Annotated in this window: 15 protein-coding genes; 12 read left to right on the top strand and 3 right to left on the bottom strand. The window is 74.3% G+C overall.

The annotated features are described in order from the left end of the window. Window positions 1–28: 28 nt before the first annotated feature. Window positions 29–832, bottom strand: coding sequence for a peptidylprolyl isomerase (locus O2W20_RS18150; protein ID WP_269171769.1), 804 nt, complete (start codon window positions 830–832; stop codon window positions 29–31). A gap of 161 nt (window positions 833–993) precedes the next feature. On the opposite strand from O2W20_RS18150, the gene O2W20_RS18145 reads away from it, so the two are divergent. From O2W20_RS18145 to aspS, 4 genes are all read left to right on the top strand, one after another. Then, entirely contained in the window at window positions 994–1,677 is a 684-nt protein-coding gene (locus tag O2W20_RS18145; RefSeq protein WP_269171770.1) for an MBL fold metallo-hydrolase, read from the top strand. An 82-nt stretch (window positions 1,678–1,759) separates the two neighbouring features. Then, complete coding sequence (hisS, locus tag O2W20_RS18140; protein ID WP_269171771.1) at window positions 1,760–3,013, top strand: histidine--tRNA ligase; 1,254 nt, start codon at window positions 1,760–1,762, stop codon at window positions 3,011–3,013. Beyond that, window positions 3,010–4,023, top strand: coding sequence for an aldo/keto reductase (locus O2W20_RS18135; RefSeq protein ID WP_269171772.1), 1,014 nt, complete (start codon window positions 3,010–3,012; stop codon window positions 4,021–4,023). Before hisS ends, O2W20_RS18135 begins: the two co-directional genes overlap by 4 nt. Before the next feature lie 72 nt (window positions 4,024–4,095). Continuing rightward, a complete protein-coding gene (gene aspS / locus O2W20_RS18130) occupies window positions 4,096–5,877 on the top strand; it encodes an aspartate--tRNA ligase (protein ID WP_269171773.1) in 1,782 nt (593 codons plus the stop codon). An 85-nt stretch (window positions 5,878–5,962) separates the two neighbouring features. On the opposite strand, the gene O2W20_RS18125 is transcribed toward aspS, so the two are convergent. Both O2W20_RS18125 and O2W20_RS18120 read right to left on the bottom strand, forming a co-directional pair. Further along, on the bottom strand, window positions 5,963–6,841 hold the full coding sequence (locus O2W20_RS18125; protein ID WP_269171774.1) for a DUF559 domain-containing protein: 879 nt from the start codon (window positions 6,839–6,841) through the stop codon (window positions 5,963–5,965). A 207-nt stretch (window positions 6,842–7,048) separates the two neighbouring features. Further along, window positions 7,049–7,906, bottom strand: coding sequence for an aldo/keto reductase (locus O2W20_RS18120; RefSeq protein WP_269171775.1), 858 nt, complete (start codon window positions 7,904–7,906; stop codon window positions 7,049–7,051). Window positions 7,907–7,940: 34 nt separating this feature from the next. Between O2W20_RS18120 and O2W20_RS18115 the strand changes: the two genes are divergently transcribed. The 8 genes from O2W20_RS18115 (at window position 7,941) to O2W20_RS18080 (ending at window position 17,008) form a co-directional block, all read left to right on the top strand. Then, the gene (locus tag O2W20_RS18115) at window positions 7,941–9,302 is read left to right on the top strand and encodes a replication-associated recombination protein A (protein ID WP_269171776.1); all 1,362 of its coding nucleotides are present in this window, start codon (window positions 7,941–7,943) and stop codon (window positions 9,300–9,302) included. A gap of 115 nt (window positions 9,303–9,417) precedes the next feature. Then, window positions 9,418–9,843, top strand: a complete 426-nt coding sequence (locus O2W20_RS18110) for a DUF948 domain-containing protein (RefSeq protein WP_269171777.1) — start codon at window positions 9,418–9,420, stop codon at window positions 9,841–9,843. After that, complete coding sequence (locus O2W20_RS18105; RefSeq protein ID WP_269171778.1) at window positions 9,843–10,139, top strand: hypothetical protein; 297 nt, start codon at window positions 9,843–9,845, stop codon at window positions 10,137–10,139. Before O2W20_RS18110 ends, O2W20_RS18105 begins: the two co-directional genes overlap by 1 nt. Window positions 10,140–10,198: 59 nt before the next feature. Continuing rightward, window positions 10,199–12,868 carry an alanine--tRNA ligase gene (alaS, locus tag O2W20_RS18100; RefSeq protein WP_269171779.1) on the top strand — a complete coding sequence of 890 codons (2,670 nt, stop codon included), beginning with the start codon at window positions 10,199–10,201 and terminating at the stop codon, window positions 12,866–12,868. Window positions 12,869–12,993: 125 nt separating this feature from the next. After that, window positions 12,994–13,446, top strand: coding sequence for a Holliday junction resolvase RuvX (gene ruvX / locus O2W20_RS18095; RefSeq protein WP_269171780.1), 453 nt, complete (start codon window positions 12,994–12,996; stop codon window positions 13,444–13,446). Beyond that, window positions 13,443–15,509 (top strand): endolytic transglycosylase MltG, encoded by a 2,067-nt coding sequence (gene mltG, locus O2W20_RS18090; protein ID WP_269171781.1) that lies wholly within the window; start codon window positions 13,443–13,445, stop codon window positions 15,507–15,509. Before ruvX ends, mltG begins: the two co-directional genes overlap by 4 nt. Before the next feature lie 28 nt (window positions 15,510–15,537). Further along, a complete protein-coding gene (locus tag O2W20_RS18085) occupies window positions 15,538–16,329 on the top strand; it encodes a shikimate dehydrogenase (protein WP_269171782.1) in 792 nt (263 codons plus the stop codon). A gap of 10 nt (window positions 16,330–16,339) precedes the next feature. Further along, window positions 16,340–17,008: a prepilin peptidase gene (locus tag O2W20_RS18080; protein WP_269171783.1), complete on the top strand. Its 669-nt coding sequence runs from the start codon at window positions 16,340–16,342 to the stop codon at window positions 17,006–17,008. The last annotated feature ends 26 nt before the right edge of the window (window positions 17,009–17,034 follow it).

Here is a 17,034-nt window from a genome sequence, read left to right as displayed (position 1 = left end):
GCGGGTGGCGGCGCCGCCACCCGCACGCTCAGGGTGCGGCGACGGTCGTCGACTCGATCGTCACCGGCGTGGCCGGCGCGCCGTCGGTGGCGCCACCCTCGATGCCGGCGGCCGCGATCGCGTCCAGCGTCGCGAGCCCGGCCTCGTCGATGGTGCCGACGACGGTGTAGTCGGGCTGCAGCTGGCTGTCGGCGTAGACCAGGAAGAACTGGCTGGCGTCGGTGCCCTGCCCGGCGTTGGCCATCGCCAGCGTGCCGCGGGGGTAGGTCTCCGAACCGGTCACCTGGGTCGGGAAGTCGTAGGTGGGGCCGCCGGTGCCGGTGCCGCTCGGGTCACCGCACTGCAGCACGCTCAGGCCGCCGCTGGTCAGCCGGTGGCAGGGCGTGCCCTCGAAGAAGCCCTGCTCCGCCAGGTAGACCATGCTCGCCGAGGCGCAGGGGGCGTTCGCCTGGTCCAGGGTCAGCCCGATGTCACCGGCGGAGGTGGCCAGCGTCAGGTCCGTGGTGCCGGTCGTCGGCACCTCGGCCGGCGGGATGCCGACGTCGGTGAGGGTCTCGCTGCCCGAGGTGTCCGGGACGAAGTCGCAGGTCCCGTCGCTGCCGTCGACGACCGGGGCCGCAGTGGTGGCCTCGGGGGTGGCCGTGGCGTCCGCGGGCTCGTCGTCGCCCAGGCCGATGACGACGAAGACCGCCCCGGCAACGGCGAGGACGGCCAGGACGGCCACCCCGATCAGCGTGTTCCGCCGGCGCTTCTGGGCGAGCTCCTCGCGGCGCTCGAGCTGCCGCTGCAGCCGTCGCTGCGCGGCCTGACGACGCTGCTTGTTGGTCGGCACTCTTCTCGGGCTCCTCGGGCTCTGCGCTCTGCCGCCGGTGGTCGCGGCCCCGGGCCGCGTGCCCACACCGCGGTGTGTGTCGAGTGCGGAGTGTAGGTGGGCTGCCTGTCCGGACCCTGGCAGCGCCAGCTGGGCGGATCTCGCCCGCGTAGCCTGCACGGGTGCTCATCCGCTCCTTCCCCGCCGGCGCGTTCGGCACCAACTGCTACGCCGTCGCCCCGGGGCCCGGGCAGGAGTGCGTCGTCGTCGACCCGGGGATGGACGCGGTCGAGCCGCTGGCCCGGATGCTCGCCGACGACGGGCTCAAGCCGGTCGCGGTCGTGCTGACCCACGGCCACCTCGACCACACCTTCTCCGTGCTGCCGGTCTGCTCGGGCTATGACATCCCCGCCTACCTGCACCCCGAGGACAGCGGCATGCTGTCGGACCCGGCGCGCTGGCACGGTCCTCAGCTCGCCCCGCTGATCACCGGCGTGCAGCTCCCGGACCCCGCCGACGTCCTGCCGTTGGCCGACGGGGCGACGATCTCACTGGCCGGCGTGGACCTGACCGTGCGGCACGCGCCGGGCCACACCCGGGGCTCGGTGGTCTTCTCGCTGGACCTGGGGGAGGCCCCCGGCCTGCTCGCCGGTGACGTGCTCTTCGCCGGTTCCGTCGGCCGGGTCGACCTCCCCGGCGGCTCCTGGGACGACATGCTCGGCTCGCTGCGCGACGTCGTCCTGCCGCTGGACGACGAGACCGTCGTCCTCCCCGGGCACGGGCCGGCCACCACGATCGGGCGCGAGCGCGCCACCAACCCGTACCTCGCCGAAGCCGCGAGTGCACCGAAGGGACGTTCCTTGTGAGCGAGCATCGCAGCGAGCGCCAGCGAGCGAGGAGCGGAACGAACCCAGGAGCGCAGCGAGTGATGACACTGTGAGTGAGCCGATGCGGGCTCCGAAGGGGACGTTCGACACGCTGCCCCCCGACTCGGCGCAGTTCCTCGCCGTCCGGGACACCCTGACCGCGCCGCTGCGCCGCGCGGGCTACGGCTACATCGAGACGCCGACGTTCGAGGACACCGCCGTCTTCTCCCGGGGGGTGGGGGAGTCCACCGACGTCGTCTCCAAGGAGATGTACACGTTCACCGACCGGGGTGGCCGGTCGCTGACGCTGCGCCCCGAGCTCACCGCCGGGCTGATGCGGTCGTTCATCGAGCACCGGCTCTACTCCGGAGCCCTGCCGGTGAAGCTGTGGGCGGTCGGGTCGGCGTTCCGCTACGAGCGCCCGCAGGCCGGCCGCTACCGGCACTTCACCCAGGTCGACTGCGAGGCCCTCGGCGTCGACGACCCGGCGCTGGACGCGGAGATCGTGGCGCTGGGCGTGCAGGGTTTCCGGGACCTGGGCCTGCGCGACTTCGAGCTGCTGCTGACCTCGCTCGGCGACGCCACCTGCCGCCCGCAGTACCGCGAGCTGCTGGTCGACTTCCTGGCCAAGCTCGATCTGGACGAGGACACCCGGCGCCGGGCGGAGATCAACCCGCTGCGGGTCCTCGACGACAAGCGCCCCGAGGTGCAGGCCCAGCTGGACGACGCCCCGCTGATGGTCGACCACCTCTCCGACTCCACCAAGGCGCACTACGACGCCGTCCGTGAGCACCTCACCGACCTCGGGGTCAGCTGGACCGAGGCGCCCCGGCTGGTCCGCGGGCTGGACTACTACACGAAGACGACGTTCGAGTTCGTGCACTCCGGGCTCGGCTCGCAGTCGGCGATCGGTGGCGGGGGCCGCTACGACGGGCTGTCCGCGTCCCTCGGCGGGCCGGACCTCTCCGGCATCGGCTACGCCGTCGGTGTCGACCGCACGCTGCTGGCGGTGCAGGCCGAGGGGCTGGACGTCGCCACGTCGTCCGGCGTGCAGGCGTTCGTCGTCCCGCTGGGTGCGGAGGCCAAGCGGCTCGCGGTGAAGCTCGTCGGGCAGCTGCGGGAGGCCGGGGTCTCCGCCGACACCGTCTACGGCGACCGCGGGCTCAAGGGCGCGATGAAGGCCGCCGACCGGTCCGGTGCCTCGCACGCGGTGGTGCTCGGTGACCGCGACCTGGCCGAGGGGGTGGCCCAGCTGCGCGACCTGCGGTCGCACGAGCAGGTCGCCGTCCCCCTGACCGAGCTGTTCGACCGGGTGCGTGCGACGGTGGGCGCATGACCGCGACACCCACCGCCAGCACCCCGCTCGAGACCCGGCCCCTGGGCCGCACCGGCGCCGACGTCTCCGTCGTCGGCCTGGGCACCTGGCAGCTGGGCGGTGACTGGGGGAACGTCTCCGAGGACGACGCCGCCGCCGTCCTCGACGCCGCGCTGGACGCCGGCGTCACGCTGCTGGACACCGCCGACGTCTACGGCGACGGCCGGTCCGAGGAGCGCATCCGCAAGGCGCTGGCCGCCCGGGGCGAGCGCCCCTTCGTGGCCACCAAGGCCGGCCGCCGCGCCGACCCGTTCGCCGCGGAGACCTACACCCCGGAGAACCTGCGCGCCTGGATCGACCGGAGCCGCCGCAACCTCGGCGTCGACACCCTGGACCTGGTGCAGCTGCACTGCCCGCCGCCGGCCGTCTACTCCGACGAGCGGGTCTACGAGACCCTGGACGCGCTGGTCGAGGAGCAGGCGATCGCGGCCTACGGCGTCTCGGTCGAGACCGTCGCCGAGGGCCTGACCGCCCTCCAGCACCCGGGCGTGCAGTCGATCCAGGTGATCCTCAACGTCTTCCGCCGCAAGCCGCTGGAGCAGCTGCTGCCCGCCGCCCAGCGCGCCGAGGTCGGCATCCTGGCCCGGGTGCCGCTGGCCAGCGGGCTGCTGTCGGGCAAGTACTCCACCGACACCACCTTCGCCGCCGACGACCACCGGAACTTCAACCGCAACGGTGAGGCCTTCGACGTCGGCGAGACCTTCGCCGGGGTGCCCTTCGAGGTCGGTGTCGCCGCCGCCCGCGAGGTCGCCGAGATCGCCGGCCCGGACGTCACCACCGCGGCCTTCGCGCTGCGCTGGGTCATCGACCAGCCGGGCGTCACCACCGTCATCCCGGGCGCGCGCAACGTGCAGCAGGCACTGGGCAACGTCGCCGCCGCCTCGATGCCGTCGCTCAGCGCCGGCCAGCTCGCCGACCTCGAGCGGGTGTACGACGAGCGCATCCGCGCCCACGTGCACGACCGCTGGTGACCCGCACCTCCTGACACGCACCTCCTGGCACGCACCTCCTGAGACAGCGCACCTCCTGAGAAAGGCACTCCCTTGCTCCGCACCCACGACGCCGGCACGCTGCGCGCGACCGACGCCGGTTCCACGGTCACCCTCGCCGGCTGGGTCGCCCGCCGGCGCGACCACGGCGGGGTCGTCTTCCTCGACCTGCGCGACGCCTCGGGCTACGCCCAGGTCGTCGTCCGTGAGGAGGAGGCGCACGCGCTGCGCAACGAGTACTGCGTGCTCGTGACCGGCGACGTCCAGCGGCGTCCGGCCGGCAACGAGAACCCCGACCTGCCGACGGGTGAGATCGAGGTCGTCGCCAGCACGCTGCAGGTGCTCTCGGCGTCCGCGCCGCTGCCGTTCCCGATCGAGACGGCGCAGGCCGCCGGCGACGACGTCCGCTACGCCCACCGCTACCTGGACCTGCGCCGCCAGGGGCCGGCGTCGGTGCTGCGGCTGCGCAGCGAGGTCAACCGGATCGCCCGGGGGGTGATGGCCGGCCACGGGTTCGTCGAGGTGGAGACGCCGTCGCTGACCCGCTCCACCCCCGAGGGCGCCCGGGACTTCGTCGTCCCGGTGCGGCTGCAGCCGGGGCACTGGTACGCCCTGCCGCAGTCGCCGCAGCTGTTCAAGCAGCTGCTGATGATCGGCGGCCTGGAGCGGTACTACCAGATCGCCCGGTGCTTCCGGGACGAGGACTTCCGCGCCGACCGGCAGCCCGAGTTCACCCAGCTGGACTTCGAGATGAGCTTCGTCGACCGCGACGACGTGCTCGCGATCGCCGAGGACGTCATCCGGGCGCTGTGGCAGGAGCTGGCCTCCTACACCGTGCCGGAGATCCCGCGGATGACCTACCGCGAGGCGATGGACCGGTTCGGCTCCGACAAGCCCGACCTGCGCTTCGGCATCGAGCTGACCGAGCTGACCAGCTACTTCGCCGAGACCCCGTTCCGGGTCTTCCAGGCGCCCTACGTCGGGGCGATCGTGATGCCCGGTGGCGGTTCGCAGCCACGGCGGGCGTTCGACGCCTGGCAGGACTGGGCCCGCTCGCGCGGCCACAAGGGCCTGGCCTACGTGACGATCGCCGAGGACGGCACGCTCGGCGGCCCGGTGTCGAAGAACATCTCCGAGTCCGAGCGGGCCGGCTTGGTCGAGGCCGTCGGTGCGAAGCCGGGGGACTGCGTCTTCTTCGCCGCCGGCCCGCGTCGTGGGGCCCAGGAGCTGCTCGGGGCCGCGCGCAACGAGATCGCCAAGCGGCTGGAGCTCATCGAGCCGGGTTCGTGGTCGTTCCTGTTCGTCGTCGACTTCCCGATGTTCGAGGAGACCGAGGACGGCGACTGGACCTTCATGCACCACCCGTTCACCTCGCCCACCCCGGAGTGGCGGGAGCGGTTCGCCGAGGAGAAGGGCGCGGCGCTGTCCGACGCCTACGACCTGGTCTGCAACGGCAACGAGCTGATGAGCGGTTCGGTCCGCATCGCCGACGCCGCGCTGCAGGAGCGGGTGTTCCAGACCCTGGGCATGACCCAGGAGGAGGCCCGGGCTCAGTTCGGCTGGTTCCTGGAGGCCTTCGACTACGGGCCCCCGCCGCACGCCGGTGCGGCCATCGGCTGGGACCGCACCGTGGCGCTGCTCGCCGGCGTCGACTCCATCCGCGAGGTCATCGCCTTCCCCAAGACCGGGGCCGGCTTCGACCCGCTGACCGGCGCCCCCACGCCGATCACCGCAGCCCAGCGCACCGAGGCCGGGATCGACGTCGACCCCGACGCCGAGCCGGCCCCCGGCGAGCCCGGCGCCCCCGGCCCGACCGACCCCTCGAAGAAGGCCTGACGCCCCTCGACGGTGTTCGCCGAGTGAGCAGTTGTGGTCGCCCGTTCCGGTGTGTCCCGCCGTGTCGGCGACCACAACTGCTCACTCACGAGCTGCGCAGCAGAGCACCCCGGCTGAGCAGGGCGTCGGCGACCCGGTCGACCACCGCCGTCCGGCGCGCCAGGTGGACGGCGCCGAACCGCAACACCAGCCAGCCACGGCTGGCCATGAACGAGTAGCGGTCCACGTCCCGGCCGAACTGCCGCCACTCCGCGTGCTGGCGCCCCTCGTACTCGACCGCGATCTTCCAGCGGCTGTAACCGAGGTCGCCGTGAACCACCGCGACACCCCGGCGGTCGAACACCGGTACCTGCACCTCGGGCGCCGGCAGGTCGCTGTCATGCAGCCAGTACCGGATCAGGCTCTCCGGGCGGGAGGCGGCCAGCGGTGTCAGCAGCGGAGCACAGCGGCGGGCGAGCACGACCCCCCGCACCCGTTCTGCCCGGGCGAGACGCGCCTCCAGTCCGGCGGCGCTCAGGTGCCCGGCCCGGAAGAGAGCGTCCCCGATGGCCACGAGCTCGTCCGGGACTGTGTCGGCGGCGAGGTCGAGCCAGGCCTGGGCGCCGCTGGTCATCAGCAGTCCGCGATGCGCGACCCGGTCGTCCGCAGCCAGGTCCCGGACGTGCACCTGCAGCCCCCGGCGTCGGGGGCGCGGGCTGCCCGGCGGCACCACGACGTGCAGCGGGCGGGTCTCGCGGACGGGCGCGCCGAGGAGCCCGGCAGCGGTGGCGTGGCTGAACGCCGCCCCGTCGGGCAGGACGGCGAGGAGTGACCGGCACATCGCGTGCACGGTCAGCGGCTGAGCCTGGGAGACGTACGCCCCGCGGCTGACCCGGACGCCGTCGTCCCGGAGTTGAGCTCTGGTCAGGCCGGCGGACCGGGCGTCCTGGCGGGTGTACGTCGGTGGGAGCTCAGCGGTGGCCACCCGCCGACGCTGATGCGGACAGAGGCGGACGCGCCACCACCCCGCCCGATCTGTGGAGACCGCCCACCCCTGTGGACGGCGCCGCCTCCGCCCCGACTGAGCAGTTGTGGTCGTCAGGGACGGCGTGTCCCGCCGTGTCGACGACCACAACTGCGCACTCGCGCGGGCTCGGCGGGGCCGACCTCAGGCTCAGGCTGAGGTCGAGGGTCAGGCGGCGTTGAGGCGGGCGAGGTGCTCGGGGGCGAGGTGCAGCTCGGATCCCGCAGCCGAGTCGGTGATCGACTCTGCCCGTGAGGCGCCGGGGATGGGCAGGACGACGTCGGCCTGGGCCAGGTGCCAGGCCACCGTCACCCGGTACACCGACACGCCCAGCTCATCGGCGACGGCGGCGAACTCCGCGGCCGTCGAGCCCAGCGACTTGGCCGCCGACACTCCACCGAACGGGCTCCACGGCAGGAAGGCCAGCCCGTGCTCGGCGCAGTGCGCCAGCTCGTCGGCCGAAGAGCGCCAGCCGGGGGAGAACTGGTTCTGCACGCTGACCATTGCATCGCCCACGATCTCCCGGGCCGCGTCGATCTGGCCGACGTCGGCGTTGGAGATACCGGCCAGCTGCACCAGCCCGTCGTCCACCAGTCCGCGCAGCGCCCCCATCGACTCCTCCCACGGCGTCGCTGGGTCGGGCCGGTGGAACTGGTACAGCCCGATCGCCTCGACGCCCAGCCGGCGCAGCGAGGCCTCGCAGGCCCGGCGCAGGTAGGCGGGCGACCCGTTCAGCTCCCACTCGGCGCCCTGTCGGGTGTGACCGCCCTTGGTCGCCACCAGCACGTCGCCCACGGAGCCGTAGGAGGCCAGCGCACGGGCGACCAGCTCCTCGTTGTGGCCGAAGTCAGCGTCGGTGTGCGAGTAGGCGTCCGCGGTGTCGATCAGCGTGACGCCGGCGTCGAGCGCGGCGTGCACGACGGCCGCGGCCTCGTCCGGCGAGGGGCGGGGGTCCTTGGTGGACAGGGGCATCGCCCCCAGCCCCACTGCGCTGACCGTCCTGTTCCCGATGCGTCGCTTCTGCATGGGACCGTCGTGCCCCACGGGTAGCGTCGCAACCGTGACGGCAGGTGACCCGGGGCTCTTCGGGGGTGGGCTCTTCGACCCCGACCCGGCCGAGGGGCCACCACCGGTCGACCCGGGTGCTCCCCTGGCTGTCCGGATGCGGCCGCAGTCGCTGGACGAGGTGGTCGGCCAGCGGCACCTGCTCGGCCCCCGGGCTCCGTTGCGCCGGCTGGTCGAGGCCGACGAGCCGATGTCCCTGGTGCTCTACGGCCCGCCGGGCACCGGGAAGACGACGCTGGCGCACGTCATCTCGCTGGCCACCCAGCGCTCCTTCGTGCAGCTGTCCGCGCTGGACTCCGGGGTCAAGGAGGTCCGCGCGGTCATCGCGAACGCCAAGCGGGAGCTGACGCACGCCGGCCGGCGCACCGTGCTGTTCATCGACGAGGTGCACCGCTTCTCCAAGACCCAGCAGGACTCGCTGCTGTCCGCGGTCGAGGACCGGATCGTCAGCCTGATCGCCGCGACCACGGAGAACCCGTTCTTCTCCGTGGTCAGCCCGCTGCTGTCCCGCAGCCTGGTGCTGGCGCTGCAGTCACTGGACGACGAGGACGTGCGCACGGTGCTGCGCCGGGCGCTGACCAGCGAGCGCGGTCTGGACGGCGCGGTGACGCTGACCGCCGAGGCCGAGGAGCACCTGCTGCGGGTGGCCGGCGGCGACGCCCGCAAGGCGCTGACCGCACTGGAGAGCGGCGCCGGGGCGGCGCGGGCGGCCGGCTCCGACGTCCTGGACCTGGCCACCCTGGAGACGGCGGTCGCCCAGGCGGCGGTGCGCTACGACCGCTCCGGCGACCAGCACTACGACATCGCCAGCGCGCTGATCAAGAGCATCCGGGGCAGCGACGTCGACGCGGCGCTGCACTACCTGGCGCGGATGGTGGAGGCGGGGGAGGACCCGCGCTTCATCGCCCGCCGGCTGGTGATCTCGGCCAGCGAGGACATCGGCATGGCCGACCCGACCGCACTGCTCACCGCGGTCGCCGCCGCCGACGCGGTCGCCTTCATCGGCATGCCCGAGGGGCACTTCCCGCTGGCGCACGCCGTCGTCCACCTGGCCACGGCGCCGAAGTCCAACGCGATCACCACGGCGATGGGGGAGTCGGTCGCCGACGTCCGGGCCGGCCTGGCCGGGCCGGTGCCGGCCGGGCTGCGCGACGCCCACTACGCCGGAGCGAAGAAGCTCGGGCACGGCGCGACCTACGTCTACCCGCACGCGCACCCCGACGGGGTCGTCCCGCAGCAGTACCCGCCCGATGCGCTGGTCGGGCGGGACTACTACCGGCCGACCGGGCGCGGGGTGGAGGCGCAGATCGGTGCCCGGCTGGCCAAGCTGCGGGCGATCGTCCGTCGTCGCAGCTGAGCCACTGCGGCTGTCGACCCGATGGCAGCGGTCGGTGTCGGTGTCGGCGGTTAGTGTTGCCCGACCGGTGGACCGTCACCGGCAACGTGCACGAGTCGACGAAGGGGACCCTCGAGTGTCTGCAGGAGAGTGGGCCGGGCTGATCGCAGCCGGTGCCTTGGTGCTGCTGGTGGTCCTGGTGGCGGTGCCGCTGCTCAAGCTCGGGCGCACGCTGGACGAGACGACGCTGACCATCCGCCAGGTCCGGGAGCAGAGCCAGCCGATCCTGAGCCAGGCGTCGACGACGGTCACCCACGTCAACGCCAACCTCGAGCGGGTCGACGACATCACCGGCAACGCCGCGAACGTCTCCAGCAACGTCGCCGCCCTCACCAGCGTGTTCGCCGCCACCCTCGGCAGCCCGCTGATCAAGGTCGCCGCGTTCAGCTACGGGGTCCGCAGCGCCGCCCGCAAGAAGCGGGAGGGCCAGGCCGTCGCCGACGCCGCCGCCCGCGACAAGGCCGAGCGGCGCGCTCGCCGCAGCGCCCGGCGGGCCGCCTGATGCGCCGGCTGTTCTGGCTCGCCATGGGCATCACCATCGGTGTGCTCGTCGTCCGCAAGCTGTCCCAGACGGCGGAGAAGCTGACCCCGCAGAGCCTGGCCGGCAACCTCGCCGACGGGCTGCGCGAACTGGCCGACGCGATCGGCGACTTCGGTGCCGACGTCCGCGCCGCGGCCGCGCTCCGGGAGGACGAGCTGCGCGCCGGCACGGGCCTCGACGCCCCGCTGCCCGACAGCAGCCAGGCCTCCCTGTCGGAGGCGCTGCCCCGCCGCGGCGCCCACGCCGCGGACAGCTGAGCCATCCCCTCCGGGCGCCGCGCGCGCCCACCCCGCGCTGAAGGACCGAGACCACCCGCATGCAGACCGCCGAGATCCGCCGCCGCTTCCTGGACCACTTCGAGAAGCGTGGGCACACCGTCGTCCCCAGCGCCTCGCTGGTGTCGCCGGACCCCTCACTGCTGTTCACCGTCGCCGGGATGGTGCCGTTCATCCCGTACCTGACCGGTCGTGAGCCGGCGCCGTACCCGCGCGCGACCAGCGTGCAGAAGTGCGTGCGCACCCTCGACATCGAGGAGGTGGGCAAGACCACCCGGCACGGCACGTTCTTCCAGATGAACGGCAACTTCTCCTTCGGTGACTACTTCAAGGCCGAGGCGATCGCCTTCGCCTGGGAGCTGGTCACCGGCGCGGTGGCCGACGGTGGCCTGGGGCTGGACCCGGAGCGGATCTGGCCGACGGTCTACCTCGACGACGACGAGGCGTTCGACGCCTGGCGGGCCTACGTCCCGGCCGAGCGGATCCAGCGCCGCGGCAAGGACGACAACTACTGGTCCACCGGCGCGGCCGGCCCGGCCGGGCCCTGTTCGGAGATCCACTACGACCGCGGGCCCGCGTACGGCCCGGACGGCGGGCCGGCGGTCGATCCCACCGGCGACCGGTTCCTGGAGATCTGGAACCTGGTCTTCATGCAGTACGAGCGGGGCCCGGGGGAGGGCAAGGAGTTCCCGATCCTCGGCGAGCTGCCGAAGAAGAACATCGACACCGGCATGGGCCTGGAGCGGGTGGCCTTCCTGCTGCAGGGCGTCGACAACATGTACGAGGTCGACCAGGTCGCGCCGGTGCTGCACCGGGCCGCGGAGCTCGCCGGGGTGCGCTACGGCGCCGACCACGAGGCCGACGTCCGGCTGCGGGTGGTCGCCGACCACGTGCGCAGCGGCCTGATGCTCATCGGCGACGGCGTGACCCCGGGCAACGAGGGGCGCGGCTACATCCTGCGCCGGCTGCTGCGCCGGGCGGTCCGCTCGATGAAGCTGCTCGGGGTCGAGGAGGCGACGCTGCCGGAGCTGCTGCCGGTCTCCCGCGACGCGATGAGCCCCAGCTACCCCGAGCTGGCCACCGACTTCGCCCGCATCTCCGGGATCGCCTACGCCGAGGAGGAGGCGTTCCGGCGCACCCTCACCGCCGGGACGGCGTTGTTCGACACCGCCGTCGGCCAGGCGAAGAAGGCCGGCACCCCGGCCCTGTCGGGTGAGCAGGCCTTCTCGCTGCACGACACCTACGGCTTCCCGATCGACGTGACCCTGGAGATGGCCGCCGAGCAGGGCGTCAGCGTCGACGAAGAGGGCTTCCGGGCCCTGATGAAGGAGCAGCGGGACCGGGCCCGGGCCGACGCGCGCGCCAAGCGCACCGGCGCGGTCGACGTGCTGGCCTACCGGCGGCTGCTGGCCGAGCACGGGCCCACCGACTGGCGGGCCTACGACACGCTGCACACCGACTCCCGGGTCCTCGGCGTGGTCGAGGAGGAGGACTCCGACGGCGAGCCGGTCGTCGGCCCGGGCTCGGTCACCCGGGTGGTGCTGGACCGCACACCGTTCTACGCCGAGTCCGGTGGCCAGGTCGCCGACGCCGGCGAGCTGACCTGGGACGGCGGCCGGGCCGAGGTCATCGACGTGCAGCGCCCGGTCAAGGGCCTGGTCGCCCACCAGGTGCGGGTGCTGGAGGGTGAGCTGCGGGCCGGCACCGAGCTCACCGCCCAGGTCGACCGCGAGTGGCGGCTCTCGGCGTGCCAGGCGCACTCCGGCACGCACGTGCTGCACGCGGCGCTGCGCCAGGTGCTCGGTCCGCAGGCGCTGCAGTCCGGCTCCTACAACCGGCCCGGCTACCTGCGGCTGGACTTCGCCTGGCAGGGCGCGCTGTCCGCGCAGCAGCGGATCGACGTCGAGGACGTCGCCAACGCCGCCGTCCGGGCCGACCACGGGGTCCGCGCGCTCTACATGACCCTCCCGGAGGCACGGGAGTTCGGCGCGCTCGCGCTGTTCGGGGAGACCTACGGCGAACAGGTCCGCGTCGTGGAGATCGGCGGCGAGTGGTCGCGGGAGCTCTGCGGTGGCACCCACGTGCACGGCAGTGCCCAGATCGGCACCCTGGCGCTCACCGGGGAGAGCTCGGTCGGCTCGGGTTCCCGCCGGGTGGAGGCCGCCGTGGGCCTGGAGGGCTTCCGGTACCTGGCCCGCGAACGGGACCTCGTCCGCCAGCTCGCCGACCTGCTCAAGACCCCGCAGGACGGCGTCGCCGACCGGGTGAGCAGCATCCTGGAGCGGCTGCGTGAGGCCGACAAGGAGCTGGCCGACCTGCGCGCCCGGCAGACCCTGGCCGCCGCCGGCGACCTGGCGGCCGGCGCCCGCGAGCTCGGCGGCGTCGCCGTCGTGACCGGTGCACCGGCCGGGCTGTCCGGTGGGGACCTGCGCAGCCTCGCCCTGGACGTGCGGGGCCGGCTCGGTGAGCGGCCGGCGGCCGTGTTGCTGGCCTCGGCCGCGGACGGCAAGGTGGCCCTGGTGGCCACCGTGAACCCGGCGGCCCAGCAGCAGGGCCTGTCGGCGAACGACCTGCTGCGGGCGGCAGCGCCGGCCGTGGGCGGTCGCGGTGGTGGCAAGGCCGACGTGGCGCAGGGTGGCGGGACCGATCCGGCCGGCATCCCCGCGGCCCTGGCGGCCGTCGAGCAGACGATCGGAGCGGCCACGACGTGAGCGGGGCGTCCGACGGACCCGGTGGCGGGCCGGTGGCGGGGGGGACCAGCCGGTCCGGCCGCCCGCCGGCGCCCGCGGCCGCCCCGCCGGACAACGCCCCGTCGGCGAGCGCCCCGCCGGCCTGGATGCCCGGTCGGCGACTGGGTGTCGACGTCGGGACCGTGCGGGTCGGGGTGGCTCTCTCCGACGCCACCGGCATGCTCGCCAGCCCTCTCGAGACGGTCCGGCGGGCGAAGGACCAACGCGACCTGGACCACCTCGCTGAGCTGGTTGTGACACACGAGGTGGTCGAGGTGGTTGTGGGGTTGCCAAAGCACCTGTCCGGAGCGTCGGGCGCGTCGGCAAGAGATGCCAGTGCATACGCTGAAGCCCTGGCCAGTCGCATCGGGAACGTCCCGGTGCACCTCGTCGACGAGAGGCTCTCCACGGTGACCGCAGCGAGTCATCTGCGCGCCGGTGGCATCGATGCCCGCCGCCAGCGCTCGGTGATCGACCAAGCGGCCGCCGTGGTCATCCTGCAGAGCCATCTCGACGAGCGACGACGCACTGGCCCCGACCTCAGGGGGCGCCACTCGTGACGGACCCGACCCAGCCGCATGCCCGCGGTCGCCACTCCCAGGCCGACACCGGCGCCGGACGCCCGGCGGCCGAGCTGCTGGCCGCGTGGGCGGGCGCGGCGACCTTGCAGCTCCCCGACGACGACGCGACCCTGCGACCGCGCCGGCGCCGCCGGTACGTGGCCGACACCGACGCCGGGGCCCGCTCGGCGGGCGGTGGCGTCGACGTGGCGGACGTGGAGATCACCGGCCTGGCCGCCTCCGGCATCGCCGATGTCGGCCTCGCCGCCGCAGGCCTCGACGTGAGCGCCTTCGACCTCGGCCGGCGGACCACGAGCCCGGCGGCCCCAGGGCCCAGTCGGAGCCCGGGCGGGGCCGTCCCCGGCCCAGCAGCCCGGGAGGTGAGCGTCCCGCAGACCGCCGAGATGCCGGCCGCCCCGCCCGCCGTCCCGAGCCTCGGGGCGACCGCACCCGGGACCGGCACGACGGCCGGACGGCGGGTCCCGACCCCCCGGCCCGCCGCCGAGCCCACCACCGCCGACCACGTCCGCGCGGACCGGTTCGCCGACGCCGGGACCGACCCTGGTTGGCTGTCGGCATCCAGCCGTCCCGTCCCCGGGACGGCCGGATCGTCGCCGGTCCCGGCGAACGGGCCCTCCGGTGCACTCGCCGGGCTCGTCACCGGACAGGGCGGCGCCGGGGTGCGCGCCGCATCTCGGGACATGCCCGTCGAGGAGCCGGCGACCGTGGTGCACGCCGCACTGCCCGCCGACGACCTCGACCCGGACGAGGAGCGCTGGCGGATGGTCTCCGAGCGGCACGGGAGCGACGAGGGCGACGAGGGCGACCTCGATCCCGCCCATCTCGACCCCCACGACGACGACGCCGGCGCATCGGCAGCCCATGCGTCCCCCGAGACCGGCGGCCTCGACGTCATCGGTGGCGGTGACCACGACGAGCACCACGACGAGTACTACGACGTCCACGCTGACGACCACGACGATGCCGGCCACGGCGGCGCCACCGGCGGAGGCCGGGGCGGGCGCCGACGCCGCGGTCCGGTGGTGGTCGGCCTCTCCCTGGTGGTCCTGGCCGCACTGATGGCGGGGATCTTCCTCGGCGGCAAGGCCCTCTGGGAGCGGGTGAACCCGGTGGCCGAGGACTACGCCGGGGCCGGCACCGGCGAGGTCGACGTCCGCGTCGAGGCGGGTGACTCGCTGCGGGCCATCGGCGACACCCTGGTGGAGGCCGGCGTCATCGCCTCGGTGCCGCCGTTCACCGAGGCCGCGGAGGCCAACCCGGCCGCGACCGGCATCCAGCCCGGCGTCTACCGCCTGCGCGAGCAGATGTCCGGCCAGGCCGCACTGGACCTGCTGCTGGACCCGGCGTCCCGGCAGGTCACCCGGGTGACCCTCCCGGAGGGCCTGCGGGTCAGCCAGGTGCTGCAGCGGCTGGCCGACGAGGGCGGGCTGCCGCTCGCCGACCTCGAGGCCGCCGCCGCCGACCCGGCGCAGCTGGGGCTCCCGGCCTATGCCAACGGCTCGCTGGAGGGCTTCCTCTTCCCGGCCACCTACGACATCGAGCCGGGCCAGACGGCCGTTGACGTGCTCAGCAGGATGGTGGCGCGCACCGATCAGGTGCTCACCGACCTGCAGGTCCCGGTCGACCAGCGGCTCGCGACGCTCACCGAGGCCAGCATCGTCCAGGCCGAGGCCGGCACCCCGGAGGACATGGGCAAGGTGGCCCGGGTGATCGAGAACCGATTGATGGACGGCATGCGGTTGCAGATGGACAGCACCGTCAACTACGCCAGCGGCGAGACCGGGCTCCTCACCACCCCGGAGGACCGGGCCAACCCCTCGCCGTACAACACCTACGCGAACGCCGGCCTGCCGCCGGGACCCATCGGCAACCCCGGGGAGGCGGCGCTGCGCGCGGTGCAGTCCCCGACCGAGGGGCCCTGGCGGTTCTTCGTGCTGACCAACCCGGAGACCGGCGAGTCGGCGTTCGCGGAGACGGCCGAGGAGCACCAGCGGAACGTGCTGGTGTTCCAGCAGTGGCTGCGGGACAACCCGGGAAATTGACGCACCGTCGCGACCCGGTCCGGCCGGCATGAGGGCAGCCGTCCTCGGCCGGCCGGTCGGGCACTCCCTCTCACCCCGGCTGCACCGCGCCGCCTACGCCGCACTCGGCCTGGACGACTGGAGCTACGACGCCCTGGACGTCGGGGCCGAGGACCTGCCGGTGCTGCTGGCCGGGCTCGGCCCGGAGTGGCGCGGGTTCTCGGTGACCATGCCGTGCAAGCAGGCGGCGGTGGCGGTCGCCGACGACGTGGACCAGCTGCCGCGGCTGCTCGGCGCGGCGAACACCCTGCTGCGCACCGACGCCGGCTGGCGCGCGGAGAACACCGACGTCGCCGGGGTGGGGATGGCCCTCCAGCTGGGCGGTGTCGAGCAGGTCGAGCACGCCGCCGTCCTCGGGGCCGGGGGGACGGCGGCCGCAGCGGCCACCGCGCTCGCCTCCCTCGGTGCCCAGCAGGTGGACGTCGTCGTCCGGGAGCCAGCCCGCGCCGCTGACCTGCTCCGGGTGCTGGCCGCCCTCGGGGTGAGCGCCGACGTCCAGCGGCTGGACCGCACGGGGGCGGTCACCGCGCCGGTGGTGGTCAGCACGGTCCCCGCCGACGGCCAGGCCGCCGTCGCCGACCTCGCCTGGGGGCGCGGACAGACGGTGCTCGACGTGCTCTACGCCGGCTGGCCCACCCCGCTGGCCCAGCGCGTGCAGGCGGCCGGCGGGCGGACCATCAGCGGCCTGGAGGTGCTGTTCTGGCAGGCCACCGCCCAGGTCGAGCTGATGACCGGCCGGCCGGCGCCGATCGAGGCCATGCGCGCCGCGCTGGACGCCTGACCACACCCAGGTGACCGGGGTGCTCACCGGGGCCGCCGCCGTCCTGGGGCTGCTGCTCGGCCCGTGGCTGGCGACCGTCACGGTGCGGCTGGCCGAGCGTGACCGGGCGGCGCGTCCGTCGTCCCGGCGGGTGGTGGTCACGGCGGCCGGCACCGCGGCGGCGCTCGCCGCTGCGCCCGCGCTGGCCGGTCTGCGACCGGCCACCGCCGCGTTCGCCTGGTTCGGGGCGGCCGCGGTGGTGCTGGCCGGGGTCGACCTGGCCCGGCACCGGCTGCCCGACCGGGTCACCTTCCCGGCGGTCGCGGCCTGTGCCCTCGCCCTGCTCGTGGACGCCGCCGTGCTGGGCACCTGGCCCGCGCTGGCCCGGGGGGTCGTCGCCGCCGCGGTGGTCACCGGCCTGGGCACCCTCGCGCGGCTGGTCCAGCCCGGCGGTCTCGGCGGCGGCGACGTCAAGCTGCTCGGCCTGCTCGCTCTCCTCCTGGGCTGGGTGGGCTGGAGCGTGCTGCTGGCGGGGGTGCTGGCCGGGTTCGTGCTCGGTGCGCTGGGGTCGCTGCTGCTCATCGCCCTGGGCCGGGCCGGCTGGCGCACGGCCGTGGCCTTCGGCCCGCCGCTGCTGGTGGGCGCCTACGCCGCCCTGGGGCTGGCTGCCGCCATGCCCATGCCGTGGCCCATGCCGTGACAGGAGGTCGTCCGTCGACTGGCAGA

Origin of the sequence: Modestobacter sp. VKM Ac-2982 (assembly GCF_026967935.1) — a bacterium.
GTDB lineage: Bacteria > Actinomycetota > Actinomycetes > Mycobacteriales > Geodermatophilaceae > Modestobacter.
This window is presented reverse-complemented; position numbering and strand designations above follow the sequence as displayed.